General features: G+C 68.5%; 17 protein-coding genes and 1 pseudogene. 3 read left to right on the forward strand and 15 right to left on the reverse strand.

What is annotated here, in order from left to right:
- Window positions 1-109: 109 nt before the first annotated feature.
- The 12 genes and pseudogenes from mftF to mftA form a co-directional block, all read right to left on the reverse strand.
- Window positions 110-1519: a mycofactocin biosynthesis glycosyltransferase MftF gene (gene mftF / locus J2X01_RS12415; protein ID WP_310057546.1), complete on the reverse strand. Its 1410-nt coding sequence runs from the start codon at window positions 1517-1519 to the stop codon at window positions 110-112.
- Entirely contained in the window at window positions 1516-2253 is a 738-nt protein-coding gene (mftE, locus tag J2X01_RS12420; RefSeq protein ID WP_310057549.1) for a mycofactocin biosynthesis peptidyl-dipeptidase MftE, read from the reverse strand. Before mftE ends, mftF begins: the two co-directional genes overlap by 4 nt.
- A gap of 24 nt (window positions 2254-2277) precedes the next feature.
- Window positions 2278-3474, reverse strand: coding sequence for a pre-mycofactocin synthase MftD (mftD, locus tag J2X01_RS12425; protein ID WP_310057552.1), 1197 nt, complete (start codon window positions 3472-3474; stop codon window positions 2278-2280).
- A gap of 68 nt (window positions 3475-3542) precedes the next feature.
- Window positions 3543-4418, reverse strand: a complete 876-nt coding sequence (locus tag J2X01_RS12430) for a vWA domain-containing protein (RefSeq protein WP_310057555.1) — start codon at window positions 4416-4418, stop codon at window positions 3543-3545.
- Window positions 4419-4526: 108 nt separating this feature from the next.
- Window positions 4527-5438 carry an AAA family ATPase gene (locus J2X01_RS12435; RefSeq protein WP_310057557.1) on the reverse strand — a complete coding sequence of 304 codons (912 nt, stop codon included), beginning with the start codon at window positions 5436-5438 and terminating at the stop codon, window positions 4527-4529.
- 80 nt (window positions 5439-5518) lie between these two features.
- Window positions 5519-6377, reverse strand: a pseudogene (locus J2X01_RS12445) (mycofactocin-coupled SDR family oxidoreductase).
- 47 nt (window positions 6378-6424) lie between these two features.
- Entirely contained in the window at window positions 6425-7258 is an 834-nt protein-coding gene (locus J2X01_RS12450; RefSeq protein ID WP_310057565.1) for a mycofactocin-coupled SDR family oxidoreductase, read from the reverse strand.
- 79 nt (window positions 7259-7337) lie between these two features.
- On the reverse strand, window positions 7338-8171 hold the full coding sequence (locus tag J2X01_RS12455) for a mycofactocin-coupled SDR family oxidoreductase (RefSeq protein ID WP_310057568.1): 834 nt from the start codon (window positions 8169-8171) through the stop codon (window positions 7338-7340).
- A gap of 108 nt (window positions 8172-8279) precedes the next feature.
- Window positions 8280-9113, reverse strand: coding sequence for a mycofactocin-coupled SDR family oxidoreductase (locus J2X01_RS12460; RefSeq protein ID WP_310057571.1), 834 nt, complete (start codon window positions 9111-9113; stop codon window positions 8280-8282).
- Between the two features lie 117 nt (window positions 9114-9230).
- Entirely contained in the window at window positions 9231-10529 is a 1299-nt protein-coding gene (mftC, locus tag J2X01_RS12465) for a mycofactocin radical SAM maturase (RefSeq protein ID WP_310057574.1), read from the reverse strand.
- Complete coding sequence (gene mftB / locus J2X01_RS12470; protein ID WP_310057577.1) at window positions 10526-10801, reverse strand: mycofactocin biosynthesis chaperone MftB; 276 nt, start codon at window positions 10799-10801, stop codon at window positions 10526-10528. The genes mftC and mftB overlap by 4 nt, the downstream gene beginning before the upstream one ends.
- Window positions 10802-10810: 9 nt before the next feature.
- On the reverse strand, window positions 10811-10939 hold the full coding sequence (gene mftA, locus J2X01_RS12475; protein ID WP_310057580.1) for a mycofactocin precursor MftA: 129 nt from the start codon (window positions 10937-10939) through the stop codon (window positions 10811-10813).
- Between the two features lie 94 nt (window positions 10940-11033).
- Between mftA and mftR the strand changes: the two genes are divergently transcribed.
- Entirely contained in the window at window positions 11034-11711 is a 678-nt protein-coding gene (gene mftR / locus J2X01_RS12480) for a mycofactocin system transcriptional regulator MftR (RefSeq protein ID WP_310057583.1), read from the forward strand.
- A complete protein-coding gene (locus tag J2X01_RS12485; RefSeq protein ID WP_310057585.1) occupies window positions 11708-13378 on the forward strand; it encodes a GMC family oxidoreductase in 1671 nt (556 codons plus the stop codon). The genes mftR and J2X01_RS12485 overlap by 4 nt, the downstream gene beginning before the upstream one ends.
- 288 nt (window positions 13379-13666) lie before the next feature.
- On the opposite strand, the gene J2X01_RS12490 is transcribed toward J2X01_RS12485, so the two are convergent.
- From J2X01_RS12490 to J2X01_RS12500, 3 genes are all read right to left on the reverse strand, one after another.
- Window positions 13667-13807 carry a hypothetical protein gene (locus tag J2X01_RS12490; RefSeq protein WP_310057588.1) on the reverse strand — a complete coding sequence of 47 codons (141 nt, stop codon included), beginning with the start codon at window positions 13805-13807 and terminating at the stop codon, window positions 13667-13669.
- Between the two features lie 682 nt (window positions 13808-14489).
- The gene (locus J2X01_RS12495; protein ID WP_310057590.1) at window positions 14490-15050 is read right to left on the reverse strand and encodes a GNAT family N-acetyltransferase; all 561 of its coding nucleotides are present in this window, start codon (window positions 15048-15050) and stop codon (window positions 14490-14492) included.
- 99 nt (window positions 15051-15149) lie between these two features.
- Window positions 15150-15662 carry a cupin domain-containing protein gene (locus J2X01_RS12500; protein WP_310057593.1) on the reverse strand — a complete coding sequence of 171 codons (513 nt, stop codon included), beginning with the start codon at window positions 15660-15662 and terminating at the stop codon, window positions 15150-15152.
- A 120-nt stretch (window positions 15663-15782) separates the two neighbouring features.
- On the opposite strand from J2X01_RS12500, the gene J2X01_RS12505 reads away from it, so the two are divergent.
- Entirely contained in the window at window positions 15783-16367 is a 585-nt protein-coding gene (locus tag J2X01_RS12505; protein WP_310057596.1) for a TetR/AcrR family transcriptional regulator, read from the forward strand.
- Window positions 16368-16395 lie beyond the last annotated feature (28 nt).

Here is a 16395-nt window from a genome sequence, read left to right on the forward strand (position 1 = left end):
GCCCGGCGGCACGGCGCGGGGCACCATCGATTGCTGAGTAACGGCCCTTTTGAGCCCGGATAAGGGCACCTACGGAGCAATCGATGGTCCCGGGCCGGGGCCGCATCGGTTAGTAGCGGTGCCGGATGAGGGGTAGCAGCGCCCGCAGGGACCTGCCCTTCAGTGCGCCGAACCAGACCCCGCCGCCGTAGGCCAGGTCGTCCAGCCGGCGGGCAAGTCCGAACCGGACCGGATCAAGGTCCGGGCGGGTGCGGCGGTGTTCGAGGGCGGCGTCGAGGATGCCCGCCAGCAGCACCGCCCGCCGGATGCGGCGGGAATAGACGCTCGCGGCAACTGCCACGGGCCACCAGTGCCGGACCAACAGCGCCATGGTCTGCGACAGTGAGGCGAGGACCCCGGCACCCGTGAGCGCGGCGCTGACCCGCAACGGCCGTTCACTGCGGGTGAGTTTCCGCGCGACCTGCCAGGTGGCGGCAGCCCAAATGACGACCGCCACCGGCAACGACCAGCGGCGCTGAGCCAGGAGCGCGGCGACCACGCCCAGGCTCCACGGCGCGAACACGGCCGGTGCGATGTTCCGGGGATGGCGCACCGACAGCGGATGCGCGGAGCTGCCGTAGAAGGCCTTGCGCGCGAGCCAGTCCCGGGCCGTCTGCCGGTGCTCGTGCCATACCCGGGCCCCGGGCTCGAAACGGATCCGCCAGCCCTGTTCGGCAAGCCGCCAGACGAGGTCCACGTCTTCGCCGGCCCGCATCCCGGGGCTAAATCCCCCGCCCAATGCCGCGACCCGGCCGAGAAGGAAGGCAGCCGGCACCCAGGCCACCGGCGAGCCGGGGCGGACCGTCGCCGGGTGGCTTCCCAGGTCCAGCGACGATTTGGCCTCCTCATAGCGGCCGATCCAGTTCAGCCCGGCGGCATCGGGCAGGCCGAGCACGCGCGGCGCGGCCAGCGCGACCCGCGGATCGGCGAAGTGCCGCAGCAGCGCAGCGGTGGCGCCCGGGTCGAGCACGATGTCGGAGTCGGCGAACGCGACAAAGTCCGTGGTGACGTGTTTGAGCCCCTCATTGCGGGCCCGGGCCGGGCCGCCGTTCTCCGCGAGGGGAATGAACCGGGCGCCGTGCGCCGCGGCGACCTCCATGACCGCCCCGCGGTCCGGAGAGCAGTCGTCGACCACAATCACGGCGGGCCCACGGCTGATGCTCGCGAGCAGGCGGTCCAGGGCCGCCGGCCGGCCGAAGACCGGCACCACAAACGTCACCGCCGCCTCGTCTGCGTCGGGCAGGGAAGCCGGGACGGGGTCGGCCAGGCCCGCTTCGAGCAGGCGGTCCGCGAGCGTCCGCGTCCCGGCGCCCGAGACCGTGACCACCCGGTCCTCGATCATCCGGAGCGCCGCCTGGGCCAGATAGAGCACGCGGGCCGGCGCTCCCCCGATGAGCGCGCGGCCGCCGTCGGCCACCTGCACTTGCCGGTTGAGCCGGACCGCGAACCCGTCAGGAAGGTGGGCCGGCGGCGGGATCACCGGACACCGCCGGCACCCGGATCGCGCAGGCAGCCGCGCTGGTCGACGGACCCGCCGGCAATTCTCCGCAGCACCGAATCGATCATGGAGCCGAGCAGCACCGATCCCTCGGCGGCGCTCGCGCCGGTGGGATCCCCCAGGACGCCCGACGGCGACACCGCCCGCGTCCCGCTCGCCGCCAGGACCGGCAGCAGCTCGCGCATCGGGGCCACGTTCCCCGCCCGCGCGAGGGACATGTCCACCTGCTGCGGGGCGAGGTGCAGCATCAGCGAAGTCTCGGTGTGTCCGGCGTGGGCGTCCCCGTCCGGCACGGCGCACGGCAGCCAGGCGACGCGGTGCTGTTCGGCGATCAGCTGCGGAACCGCCGTCGAGAGCGCCTGGATGTTGCCGCCATGACCGTTGACGAAGATGATCCCGTCAGCCCAGGTGGCCAGCGATCGAACCAACTCGATGAGCACCACCTGCAGCGCCTCGGTCCCGATCGAAACGGTGCCGGGGAACGCCTGGTGCTCCCCGCTCGCACCGTACGGCAGCGCCGGGGCGACGATCAGCGGCGCGGACCCGTCCAGCCCGCGGCACCGTTCGGCGGCACCGCGAGCCACCTCCGCTGAGATGGTGCTGTCGGTCGCGAAGGGCAGGTGCGGCCCGTGCTGCTCGGTCGAGCCGAGCGGAACCAGGACGACGACGTCATCGGAAATCGCGGGCCAGGCCGTCTCGGCCAGCACCCCGGTCATCGCCACCCGCTTTCAGCCGTCACGCTAGGGGAACTTCACCGGGACGGGGGCTCCGAGCGTCCGGGCGAAGGTCGGCGGGATGTAGAGATCCTCCGGCGAGAGCTCGTGGACCGAGGAATGGCCGAGCCCGAGGACGGCGGAGTCCAGCCCGCCGCGCATCAGGTCCAGGACGTTCTCCACCCCGGCCTGGCCGTTGGCGGCGAGCCCCCACAGGTAGGCGCGGCCGATCATCACGGCCCGCGCTCCGAGCGCGAGCGCCTTCGCGACGTCGCTGCCGCGGCGGATGCCGCCGTCGAGCACGATCTCGATCTGGTCGTTGACGACCTCCACGACGGACTGCAGGACCCGGATGGATGCGGGCGTGCCGTCGAGGTTGTTGCCCCCGTGGTTGGAGACGGAGATGGCGGTCACGCCGGCGTCGACCGCGCGCCTGGCGTCGTCAACCCGGGTGACCCCCTTGAGCATAAACGGGCCGCCCCATTCCCGGCGCAGCCATTCGACGTCCTCCCACGACGGCGGCGGCGTCTGCATCCACTCATAGTAGGCGCCGAAAAACGTGGGAGCCTCGCCTCCGGGCGGGGTGAGGTTCGGGGCCGTGAGGTCCGGGATGCGGCCGGCCTTGGCGAAGTCCCAGAGCCACTGGGGGTGCGGCAGGACATTGGGCGCGAACGAGAGCATCGTCTTGAGGCTCATTTTCTCGGGAATCGTGGGGCTCCCCCAGTCCCGCCCGTTGGAGAACGACCAGTCGAGGGTGGCGATGAGTCCTTTCGCTCCGGCCGCCCGGGCGCGGTCCATCCGCTGCAGCATGGCCTCGCGGGTGCCGCTCCAGTACATCTGGAAGAACAGGTTGGGGTTCGCCGCCCCGACGTCCTCGACCGACTTGCTGGCGAAGGAACTCAGCCCCATGATGGTTCCCCGGTTGGCGGCGGCGCGCGCGACGGCGACTTCGCCGTCGGGATGCACGGCCTGCACCCCGGTCGGCGAGATGATCACCGGCAGCGAGATCGGAATGCCCATCACGGTGGTCGACAGGTCCCGCTCCGCCTGGTGGCCGGCGACATGCGGGGCGAAGCCCAGTTCGCCGAAGGCCGCCAGGTTGTCATCGATGGTCAGGCCCTTCTCGGAGCCGGCAACGAGCGCGCCGTAGACGGACGAGGGCAACCGCTTCTTGGCGCGGCGCTGCGCCTCGGCCACAGTCTCGAACCATGCGTTTCTTGCCATTGGATTGACCTTCTCTCTGTTCTTGACCTGGGCTAATTCTGTGTCCCGCCATTCTCTGTCCTGCCCGGCTAGTCCCGGAACAACACGCTAAGGGCGGGGGTGACGTCGCGGTATCCGCGCACCAGCCGGGCTTTGCCGTGTCCGAAGCGGGCGAGATCCCGGGCGAGTTCGCTGTCATGCTCACCGCCGACGTCGAGCAGCACGTCCAGCCGTGGCAGCCGTGCGGCGAGGGGCCGCGGGTCCGGCCCGGCGTTGTGCACGCAGTCGGAGAGCAGCAGGACGCGGGCCTCGTGCGGCGGGACGCCCGCCAGCTGCCGGGCGGCGAGCTCCAGCGGGAACGCCACGTTGGTGAGCCCGCGGGCGGGGATCCGGAGCATGTCATCCAGCAGCGCCATCGGCTGCACCGGCTGGCCCAGCTGCAGCAGGATCGCGGCGTCGGACCAGAAGGCGACCACCGCGAGCGCGTCGTGCTGCAGCTCGCCGGCCAGCGCGCCCACTGTAGCGGCCGCCGTCTTGACCTGCTCCCCCTTCATCGAGCCGGAGACGTCGACGAGCAGCACCACGGACCGGCGCGTCTGCAGGCGCTCGCGGACGATGATGTCCTCGTCCTCGGGGAACGGGTGTTCCGTGAGCTGGGCCAGGGTGAGGTCCAGGTCGATATCGTCGGAGCCGCCGCGGTAGGGCAGGCTGGTCAGCTCGCCGACGCCGCGGCGGGAGGACATGTCCCGCCGTGGCCGGGCGACGGCGAGGCGCGCCGCGATCTGCCGGGCCCGCCGCCGCACCGACGCGTCGACCGCGAGGTCGCCGACGGCGAGCACCAGCTCGGCGGTCTCGTCGGTGAAACCCTGGGCCGTGCCGCCGGGTTTCGCGGCGGCAGCTGCCCCGGGGCGGCCCGGCTGGGCGCGCCAGACCGCACCTTTGCCGCCGGAGGACGGTTCAAACACGGCGGGCTCCTCGTCGAGTTGTTTGGGTTTGCGCCGCAGCGGGCGGGTGGCGTGCTGCGCCCGGTCGCCCGCGGGCCGGCTGACCGGTGACTCCGCCTCGACCGCCCTTCAACCGGGCTCCGCGATGGCCGGCTGCAGGATGAAGCGGTCTTCCCAGATCTCCCGCAGGACCTGCTCGGGGGTGGCGTCGATCGCGTCGTCGAGATGGATGCGGCCGGAGAGCGCGACCACCATCGCGTCGTAGACCATCGGCGGGTAGGCGTCCGCGCCGGGGTCCTTGACCGCCCGCATCTTCGCGAGCTGTTCGGCCACCAGGACGAGGTCGATCGCGCCGCGCACGCTGCTGCCCTGGCGAATCTCGGGGTGCTTGCGCGTGGCGCGGGTGACGGCGACGGCGTCGTCCATCAGCCGGTCACCGAGCGGTCCGGTGACCCGGGTGCGGAGGGCGACGATCCCGTGTTCGGCCTCGGCGTCCTGGTAGTCGACGGCGAGCCGGTTGAGCCGGTCATGCACGCTGGAGGAGAGTCTTGTGGTGCCGACGTTGTCGTAGGGGTTCATCGAGGCGATCACCCGGAAGGTCGGTGCGGCCACCACCGTTCCCACCCGCGGGATGGTGATCCGACGGTCGGCCATGGCGGTGAGCAGCGTGTTCACGGTGTCTTCGGGGGCCCGGTTGAATTCCTCGATGTAAAGGAAGCCGCCCTGCTGCATGGCCTCAGTGAGCGGGCCGGCGACGAAGTTCTCCGGGCTGTAGTCCTCGCGCAGCACGCGGGCGGGGTTGTGGTGCCCGACGAGTTTGGCCGGGGTGAGGTCGGCGTTGCCTTCGACGAAGAGCAGCGGGATGCCCCACTCCTCGGTGATCGCTTTCAGGATGGTGGTCTTGCTGGTGCCCGGCGGCCCTTCGAGGACGATGTCCCGGCCCCCGGCGACGGCCGCGAGCGTGAGTTCGATTTCACGCTCGCGGCCGACCAGGTGCGCGGCCACTCGATTCCGGTTTTCGGCAAGGTCTGGATTGGTCAATGCTCAGTCCTGTTCTGTCGTTGCGGGTTCGGGTGGCGGGCGCGGGGGTGCGGTTGGTGCGGTTTTTTAGCCCGGGTGGGCTACTTCACCGGGGACATGTTGACCCCGGGGATGAGCAGGTGTCCGGCGTCGACCGGAATGGTGACGCCGGTGACCGACGACGCCAGCTCGGAGTTGAGGTAGAGCGCCGTGTCGGCGATGCGCTGCGGCGAGAGGAACCCGTTGCCTTTGAGCGCGTGGAAGTGGTAACCCGCCTCGAGCATGTCCGCCTCGGTGCCCTCACCGGAGGGCTTGCCCGACATCATGTCCCAGGCGCCCTGCCAGCTCGTCATCGGGGTGAGGATCGCGCCCGGGTGGATCGAGTTCACGCGGATGCCGTGCGGGGCAAGTTCCAGAGAGAGTCTTCATCAGCCCGACGACGCCGAACTTCGCCGAGCAGTAATGCGCGTAGTTGACGCCCGGCTCCAGCCCGTTGATCGAGGAGGTCATGATTATCGACCCCTCGCCGCGTTCGATCATGTGCGGGATAACGGCCTTGGTCGACTTCCAGACGCCGGTGAGGTTGACGGACATCATGTCTTCCCAGGCCTCGTCGGTGAGCTCCCACGACGGCCCGAGCGAGAAGATGCCGGCGTTGGCGATCAGGATGTCGATCTTGCCGAGTTCGGCGACGCCGCGGGCGACGGCGGCGTCGAGGTCCTGCTGCGAGCGGACGTCAGCCTCCACCGCGACGATCCGGCGGTCGAGGGCCTCGACCTGCCGGACGGTCTCGTCGAAGTCCGCCTGCTGGGCCATCGGGTACTGCACGGATTTGATCTGTTCCAGGGTGTCGACGATGATCACGTCGGCACCCTCGCGCGCACAGGTGACGGCGTGGGCGCGGCCCTGGCCGCGGGAGCCACCCGTAATGAGTGCGACTTTGCCTTCAAGCATTCCCATGATTTCTCCTTCGTTGCTGAACGTTGGGTACTTCGTGGTGGCGCCGGCTACTTTGTGGTGGCGCCGGCGTCGACCGGCAGCGTGACGCCGGTGACGTAGCGCGCCTCGTCAGAGGCCAGGAACAGCACGGCGTTGCTGATGTCCACGGGCTGCACCCAGGGCACCGGCAGGGCGTTGATGGTGAGCGCGGCGGTTGCGAAGTCCTCCTTGGTGGGGTGCTCGAGGTCGGGCCGGAAGAGGTCGTAGAGGCCCTGGTTGAGAATCATGTCGGTCTCCACACACGTGGGGTGGATGCTGTTCACGCGGATCATCTCCGGCGCCAGCTCAAGCGCGAGGGTGCGCATCAGCCCCACCACACCGTGCTTCGACGCGACGTAGTGCGCGAAGTTCGGCCCGCCCTGCAGGCCGGCGGTGGAACTCGTGATGATGATCGAGCCGCCGCGGCCGCCCGCCTTGAGGTGCGGGATGGCGGCCTTGGCCGTGCGCCACACCCCGGTGAGGTTGATGTCGATGGTGTCGAGGAAGATTTCCTCCGAAATGTTCTCCGCCGTGTCCGGCGAAGTGAAGATCCCCGCGTTCGCCACCACGATGTCCAGCCGCCCGAGCTGTGCGACGCCGTCGTCGACCGCGTCCTTCAGCTGCCCGAAGTTGCGGACATCGGCCTTCGTGGCGATGATGCGGCGGTCCAGCGCCTCCACGGCCTCCACCGTCCTGGCGAGATCCTCCTCGGTGGCGCCCTTGTACGGCGCCCCGTCGATCGGCTCCATCACGTCGATCGCGATGATGTCCGCGCCTTCCTCCGCGAGCCGGATGGCGTGGCTGCGCCCCTGTCCCCGTGCCGCGCCCGTGATGAATGCGACCTTGCCGTCTAAACGTCCCATTGCGTTCCCCTTCGCCGATTGCTGCAGTCCGGCCGGGCGGCCGGGCTCTTTGCTGTGCTGGTTACCGAAAATGGTGCTGTTATTTGACGACGCAGCCCGCGTCGACGGGCAGCGGAACCCCGGTGATGTAGCGCGCCTCGTCCGAGGCCAGGAAGAGCAGCGCGTTCGAGATGTCGACCGCCTCGAGCCACGGGACCGGCAGCGCATTCATCGTCACTGCGGCCTCCGCCAAGTCATCCTTCCCCGGGTTTTCCAGATCGGGCCGGAACAGGTCATACGTCGCCTGGTTCATGACCATTGGAGTGTCCACCGTGGTCGGGTGCACGCTGTTGACCCGGATCATGTCCGGAGCGAGCTCGAGCGCCAGCGTCTTCATGAGCCCGACGACGCCGTGCTTGGCGGAAACGTAGTGCGAGATGTTCCCGTAGCCGATCAGGCCCGCGGCCGAACTCGTCAGCAGAATCGCGCCGCCGCGGCCACCCGCCTTGATGTGCGGAATCGCCGCTTTTGCCGTGCGCCAGACACCGGTGAGGTTGATGTCCACCATGTCGGTGAACGCCTCCTCGCTGAGGTCTTCCGCCGGGCCCATAAAGGTCGAGACGCCCGCATTGGCGAGCACGACGTCGAGCCGCCCAAGTTGCGCGACGCCGTCGTCGACCGCTGCCTTCAGCGCCGCGAAGTCGCGGACATCAGCCTTCGTCGCGACGATGCGCCGGTCGAGCGCCTCGACCGCGCGGACCGTCTCGTCCAGGTCCGCCTGCGTCGCCGGGTCCGAGACCGATCCGGCCACCGGTTCAAGCAGGTCGACGCCGATGATGTCCGCACCCTCCTGCGCGAACCGGATCGCGTGACTGCGGCCCTGGCCGCGGGCCACGCCAGTGATGAAAACAACTTTGCCGTCCAGACGCCCCATTGCGTTCTCCTTCTCGTTGTTCTTCCTGCGCCGGCCGACGGGCCGGACGTTTGTAGGATCGGGCAGCCGCCCGACGGTGTTCGATCTGACTTACTGGACCACCAGTGGTTACTTGACCAGCGCGCCGGCATCAACCGGGAACGTGACGCCGGTGATGTAGCGCGCCTCGTCCGAGGCCAGGAACAGCAGCGCGTTGCTGATGTCCACCGATTCGACCCACGGGATCGGCAGCGCGTTCATGGTCTGCGACGCCGGCTCGAAGTCCTCCCTGGTGGGGTGCTCGAGGTCGGGCCGGAACAGCCGGTAGGTGCCCTCGTTCTGGATCATCGGCGTGTCCACCTGCGTGGGGTGGATGCTGTTGACCCGGATCATGTCGGGGGCCAGTTCCAGGGCGAGAGTGCGCATCAGACCCACGACGCCGTGCTTGGCGGACACGTAGGCGCTGGCGTTGCCGTAGGCCTGCAGGCCGGCGGCCGAACTGGTGAGGATGATCGAGCCGCCCCGTCCGCCCGCCTTGATGTGCGGGATCGCCGCCTTCGCCGCCCGCCAGACACCGGCCAGGTTCACGTTGACCATGTCCACGAACACCTCGTCGGGGATGTCTTCGGCGTTGCGCGGGGTCACGCCGATCCCGGCGTTTGCCGAGACGATGTCGAGCCGCCCGAGCTGGGCCACGCCGTCGTCGACGGCGGCCTTCAGCGCCGCAAAGTCGCGCACATCCGCCTTCGTGGCGATGATGCGGCGGTCCAGCGCCTCCACCTGGCGGACCGTCTCGGCGAGGTCCTCCTCGGTGGCCCCGGCATACGGGATGTCCGGCTGGTCCTCACAGACGTCGATCGCGATGATGTCGGCGCCCTCCTGCGCCAGCCGGATCGCGTGGCTGCGGCCCTGGCCGCGCGCAGCCCCGGTGATGAATGCAACTTTGCCTTCGACACGCCCCATTGCGTGCTCCTCTCAGATTGGTTTTGCATGTGTTGGTGCGACACGGATCGCATGTGTCGATCCGCGCTCTGGTGAGTCGGGGGTTGGTTTGGGTGGTTTGGGTGGTTAGTTAGTGGTTCACGTCGGCGGACGGAACCCCGCCAGCGGGTTCTCCGCACACGCGCTCACCGGCGCAGCGACGAGATCCTCCCGGCGCGACAGCGTGAGCGGGACCGGGCCGTTGCCCGAGCGTGCCGCCCGGGTGGTGCGGTGCGAGTGGTCCCCGGAGGGTTTGGGCAGCACGTCCTGCTTGTCCTTCAGGCCCTTGAGGAGCTCATCCCCGTAGCCCTGGACGCACTCCGGATCGGGGCCGTCGAGCGGGAGGCCGGTGAAGAACTTGGCGGCCATGCACCCGCCCTTGCAGGTGTCGAAGAACTGGCACGAGGAGCAGGCGCCGCCCGATTGCGGCTGGCGGAGCCTGGTGAACAGCTCCGATTCACGCCAGACGGCGGCGAACCCGCCCTCGGAGCGTACGTTGCCGGCGAGGAACTCGTCGTGGATCGCGAACGGGCAGGCGTAGACGTCGCCGACCGGATCGATGAGGCACACCACCCGGCCTGCTCCGCAGAGGTTGAGGCCCGGGAGCGCATCGCCGAACGCGGAGAGGTGGAAGAACGAGTCTCCGGTGAGGACGCCCTCGCCGTGCAGCACCAGCCAGTCGTACAGCTCGCGCTGCTGCGCCTGGGTCGGATGCAGCTCGTCCCAGACGTCGGCACCGCGTCCGGAGGGACGGAGCCGGGTCAGGCGGAGCTGCGCGTCGAAGCGGTCTGCGATGGCCTTGAACTCGTCCAGCTGGCCGATGTTCTGCCGGGTGCAGACCACCGAGATCTTGAAGCCCTTGAACCCGGCATCGGCCATGTTCTGCATGGCACGCATAGCGGTGTCGTAGGATCCGGCGCCGCGCACGTGGTCGTTCACTTCCGCCGTCGCGCCGTCGAGCGAGATCTGGACGTCCACATAGTCACTGCCGGCCAGCCGCCGGGCCACCTCGGGGGTGATTTTCACCCCGTTGGTGGAGAACTTCACCCCGACCTGGTGCGCCGTCGCGTAGTCCACCAGTTCCCAGAAATCGGACCGCACGGTCGGCTCGCCGCCGCCGATGTTCACGTAGAAGACCTGCATGCGCTGAAGTTCGTCGATGACGCCCTTGGCTTCCGACGTCGAGAGCTCACGCGGATCGCGCCGCCCGGAACTGGACAGGCAATGCACGCAGGACAGATTGCAGGCGTACGTCAGTTCCCAGGTGAGGCAGATGGGCGCGTCGAGCCCGTACTCGAACAAGTCGACGAGCCGGTTCGTTTCCGGCGGGGCGGACGTTGTGGGGGCGGACGTTGTGGGGGCGTCCAGTCGGGCTGGCGCGGTTCCAAGCAAGGTCATTCTGTCCTCTCGATCACCGTGGAAGACTGCGCCAGCGTGGCCAGGGCCCGCTGATAGCGCGGAAGGTCGGAATCGCTGACGCCGGCGGAGCTGCAGGCAGCCCGGGCCGTCGACGACTCGGCGAGGGACTGGACCACGGTGAGCAGCACGCGGTCCTTCAGGAAGGAAAGCCGCCTCGTGCCGAAGTGGTAGAGCAGGGCGCCGAAGGGTTCGGGGCGGACCGACACCTGGGGGTGCAGGTCCCAACCGCGATCAAGATCCAGGGCTGGCATGGCCGGCGCCTAGTAGACGCCGCACATGCCGTCGATGGAGATTTCCTCGACCAGGGTGTCGGCCTCGACGATGGATTCCAGATCCGTCTCGGGGGTGGGGTGTGCCTGTTCGGATGCAATCGGCTCGATGGGGCCCATGTAAACCTCCTGGTACAAATAAATCGGCTACTCTGACGAATATCTGTTACTTGAGCCACAGTAATGGCACTCAGTGCCGTTGGGAAGGGGTACTTTGACCCTGACGCCTGGGGCCGCCTCGGCGCGAGGGGGCCGGCACCCGACGACGACCCGCGCGCACCTCAGCCGTGTGGCACTCCAGCTGTTCATCGAGCGGGGATTCGACGAGACCACCGTGGACGACATCGCCCACGCCGCGGGCATCGGGCGCCGCACCCTCTTCCGCTATTTCCCTTCCAAGAACGACCTGCCGTGGGGCGATTTCGAGGCCGGACTGCAGGACATGCGCACTTTCCTCGCCGCCCTGCCCGAGGACCTCCCCCTCGTGGACGCGCTGTTCGCGGCGATCGTGGACTTCAACCGCTTCCCGGCCGAAGAGATCCCGTACCACCGGAAGCGGATGGAGCTCCTGCTCAACGTGCCCGCGCTGGTGGCGCACTCCACCCTTCGCTATGCCGCGTGGCGCGAGGTCATCGCGGACTTCGCCGCGGCCCGGCTCGGCGTCGAGGCCGATGCGCTCGAGCCCCGGTCCATCGGGTGGATCTTCCTCGGCGTGTCACTGTCCGCCTACGAGCAGTGGCTCCAGCGCGAGGACGCCGACCTTGTTCCGCTGCTCGAGTCGGCCCTCGCGGTGCTCAGGACCATGTTCGACGCCGGGCCCGACGCCGGGCCCGGGTCTGGTCCCGCGGCCGGCGCCGGCCCGGCGGCCGGCCCGGGCAGCGGCGTCAGGTGAGGTACGACGTCGTCGTGGTGGGGGCGGGAACGGCCGGAGCGCCGCTGGCGGCAAGGCTGAGTGAAGACCCCGGCCGGAGCGTGCTGCTGCTCGAAGCCGGCCCCGTTCCCGACGCCACCGGGGACTTCCCCCGTGAACTGCTCGATTCCAGTACGGTCCAGGGGGCCATGCCGGGGCACCCGGAAAACTGGTCCTTCCTGGGCCACCTCACCCCGGACCTCCCGTACACAATCGCGCGGGGCCGGATTCTCGGCGGCTCCTCGACGATCAACGGCACGTATTTCATCCGGGCCCGGGAGCAGGACTTCCAACGCTGGTCCGAGGGCGGCAACACCGAGTGGGCCTGGGAGAAGGTCCTGCCGGTCTACCGCAGGCTTGAGCGTGACCTGGACTTTGGGGGCTCGGACTCCGGGGATCTGGACTTCGGGGCCGGCCACGTCCACGGCGGCTCCGGCCCGATGCCCGTGGCCCGGCCGCCGCAGGAACATCCCGTGACCGTCGCCTTCGCGCGGGCCGCCACCGAACTTGGCTTCGCAGACGAGCCGGACAAGAACAGCCAGGGCGAGCCGGGCTGCGGTCCCATCCCAATGAACGCCGTCGACGGTATGCGAGTGAACACCGGGATCGCCTACATTAACCCCGTCCGGGACCGCCGGAACCTGGCTGTGCAGGGGAATACGCCGGTCCGCCGGGTGCTGTTCGACGGGACGCGGGCGACCAGCGTCGAGATCCTCCGCGGCGCCGCCGTCGAGATCATCGAGGCCGGGGAGGTGGTCCTCTGCGCCGGCGGGGTGAAGTCGCCCCACCTCCTGCTGGTGTCCGGGATCGGTCCGCGGGCCGAGCTTGAGCGGTTCGGGATTCCCGTGGTCAGGGAGCTGGCGGGGGTGGGCAAAGGCTTCAGCGACCACCCGGAGATCGCCGTCAACTGGCAGCCGAAACGCAGCCTCAGCAAATACGGGACCAGGCAGTCGATGGCGAACTGCCTGAACTTCACCTCGGCCGGCTCGGAGTTCGCGGGCGACCTCGAAATCCTGCCGATGATCCGGCCACTGGGTTATCTGCTGACCGGCAGTTCCCAGCCGGTTTTCGGCGGCGGAATCCGGACCTACCTCAGGCATCCGCTCCGCCGGCTCAGCGCCCTGAAGGGGATTTCGCTGCCGCGCCTCCGGCAACAGGCGGCCCATCAGGGTGACCTCACGCTGCTGGTGGCGGTGCAGGCCGAGACCTCACGGGGCCAGATCACCCTCGAGTCGGCCGACCCGGACGTGCAGCCACGCATCGACTACAACTACCTGTCCACCGAGCCGGACCTGCGCCGGATGCGCGAGGCCGTCCGCACCTCGGTCCGGATCCTGGGCTCGCGGGCCTTCCGGCCGCTGTTCGGGCGCCTGACGGAACTGACCGCCCCGACGCTCGACGACGACGCCCGCCTCAACGAGTGGATGCGGCGCCACCTCGGTACGGCCATCCACCTGTGCGGCAGCGCGAAACTCGGGCCCGCCGGTGACCCCGCGAGTGTGGTGGACCAGTACGGCCGTGTGCACGGAATCGAGGGCCTCCGGGTGGCTGACACCTCGATCCTACCGACCACCCCCACCCGCGGCCCGGCCGCGACGGCAGTCCTAGTCGGGGAACTCATCGCAGGTTTCATGCGCCGCGGCGACTAGGGGTGTCGGCACGCTCCAGCCCAGTTACTCGGTGCGGCAACCCGCTTCGGCCCCGGGGAACCGCGGGATTCCGCAGGTGCGGGTGGATGCGGGTGGGTGCAGGTGGAAGCAACTGGGCAGGAGCGTCGTGCCGGAGTCCGAAGACCACTCAGAGCGGCCATTTGTGGCGAATGTTCGCGGGCCCAGATTGCTGCCTGGTTGGCCCAGCAGGCGGTGTCGGCCTCTAGCTGAAAGTTTGGCGGTGTGGGGCACCTCTTCGTGCCCCACACCGCCTCGGGCACGCGACCTCTAGGCGGCGGCGACCGCATTGTCCTGGGCGGACGCTTCGTAGTACCACCCGGCCCAGGGCGTGTGAACCACCACTATCGAGCGGTCCTCCGGCGATGGCGATGTGGCGCGGTCTGTCTCGTTGTGGCTGGTTGCCGTCATGATGCGTCCTTACAGAGGGGCCCGGGCCCACCTCCCCCAAGGAAGGCGGGCCGGGCAGCTGGGGCGGGTGGGTTGCATTTGGGGAGCAGGCCGACGTGGTCGTCTCTCATGACGTCCGCGGCGGTCCAGCCGTCGAGGGCGTAATCCGCCAGACACTGGTCCGAGTAGCGGCTTCCTACAAAGCTGCTGCGGAGTGTCCGGCATCACATGTGGCGTTGCTTCCACGGTAGGGTCCCGGTTGCGTGTTGGGAAATACTCATTTCGGAGCCATTGAGTAACTTTGCATATCAGTGCCGCGGGGTACCAGCGCACCGGTCCGGACCCACGAGCCCGGCCGCTGAGCATGTCCGGTGGCGGGGGCCACCAGCCCGCATAACGATCCGCGCCGTCGTTCTTGCCACCCCGTGGCGACGCTCCAGCCCAGTTACTCGGTGCCGCAACCCAGTTCAGCCCCAGGGAACCGCAGGATTGCGCGGGATTCCGCTCGTGATGCTTGGTGCCGGTGGAAGCAACTGGGCGGGAGCGTCGGTCCGGAGCCGGAAACCCTCCCATAGCGGCCACTTCTGGCGAATGGTTGAGTCCTACGCGGGCTGGCGGGAGTCGCCGGTGGGCGCGGACATCGAGGAAGTACTTAGCGGGCTGGCGGGAGTCGCGGTAGGCACGAGGGCGAAGCGACGAAGTCCTAGTCAGGCTGCCGGGACTTCCATTCCTCGGCAAGGATGGCATAGACGACTTCCGTGGCCCACCGGCCCTTGTAGTGCCATCTTTCCACCTTGGTGGATTCCAGCCTCATGCCGAGGCGTTCGCACAGCGCCGCCGAAGCCAAGTTCAGCGCATCAAGTTTGGCGTCGATCCGGTGGAAGCGGAGTTCCCCGAAGCCCAGGTTCAGCAGGGCCCGGGCGGCCTCGGCGGCGATGCCCTTTCCGCGGGCTTCCGGGGCGAGGCTCCAGCCGATCTCGGCCTGCCCGTAGCCCGGCAGCCACTTCAGCACCACCTCGCCGAGCAGTCCGGGCGAATCCGCGGCCTCTATGGCCAGGCAGATCCAGTCGCCCTCTTTCTCGAAGACGAAGTTGGCGTATTTGCCCACGGACTCCATGGACTGGGTGTAGCTCTTCACTTCCCCGGGCAGGAACCGGGCGGTCTCGGGCAACGAATGATAGGCGTGGTACGCGTCCAGGTCGCTGGCCTCGAAGCGCCGCAGCACCAGCCGCTCGGTGCGGATCGGCAGTCTGATGTCCGGCATGGTTGGAGGTTACCACCTGCTGTTGTTGGGCCGATCAGGGAAACAACGACTGCCGGTTTCGACCATGCGAGCGAAGCCAGGATCCCCCGCACTCTTCCGTCAGCGCATGGGCGGCGTCAGGCCATACCGCGCGATGATGTCCGGCAGCCAGGGTGCTTCGCCGAATTGAAGCCCGTATTCGGCGGCGAGTTTGCCGATGACCTCGGGATCCGGCGGACCGGCTTCAATGTGATCCGCCAGTCCCCAGAAGAAATGTTCAAAGCCGGCGGGGCTGATGATCTCAATCATCCTCGCGGGAACTTTGCCGGCGTTCCACATCGTGTGGAGTTCGCCCCGCGGTTTCGTGATGTAGCCTCCGGCGCCGAGCACCGCCTCACGGTCGCCGGACCGGAACCCTATCTCGCCTTCCAGAACGATCGAGTACTCGTCCTCACGCGTGTGCAGGTGCGGCGGGACCAAGGCTCCGACCGGGAACGGATGCTCCACAATCGAGATCTGTTCATTGGTGTGCTCCCCGAAGAGCTTGAAAACAACCCCGATCGAGCCAAGGCTGGCCTCCCTACCCTCCCCCGGTTGCACGACCGTCAGCCGAGGAGGCAGCTCCAGGTCCATAACAAATCACCCTTCCAAATTTGGATATACACTGGTGTTTACCGAAATTGTCCAACCGCGAAGGACCGGTGTCAACACTTGAGTGAACAGCAGGGTTCATCCAAAAACCGCCGTTATGAAATGAGCAGGAGAACCGAGCAAATAGGCGGCACGCGCCAGCGCATCGTCGACGCGGCCGTGGCCCTGCACGGCTCCGTTGGTCCGGCCCGCACCACAATCGCGGGCATCGCCGGCAAGGCCGGTGTCACCAGGCTGACGGTCTACCGGCACTTTGCCGACGACGAGGCACTGTTCTCCGCGTGCTCCGCGCACTGGCTCTCACAACAGCGGCCACCTGTCCCTGCAGAATGGTCGCGGGAAAATGATCCCCTCGAACGGCTAAGGGTTGGCCTGTCCGACCTCTATCGGTTTTACCGCGACGGAGAGGCCATGCTCACGCGCATCTACGCTGACCTGGCCGAACTCCCCGAAGCGCACCGCAAAGTCCTCGCGTCCCGGAACGACCACTTCCGGAACGTCCTGCTCGAGCCGTTTCCCGAGGCAGCCACTAACAACAGGCTGCGCGCCACCGTCAGCCATGGAGTCTCCTTCTGGACCTGGCGGTCACTGTGCCATGACAACGGGCTTTCCAATGATGACGCCGTCGACATCATGTCCACGCTGATCGCAGCGGCGGCGGGCACCCACCCATCGATTGCTCCGTAGGCGCCGTTTTGGGCCGCGGAAAGGGCAG

The sequence above is a fragment of the Arthrobacter ginsengisoli genome (genome assembly GCF_031456935.1).
Classification (GTDB): domain Bacteria; phylum Actinomycetota; class Actinomycetes; order Actinomycetales; family Micrococcaceae; genus Arthrobacter; species Arthrobacter ginsengisoli.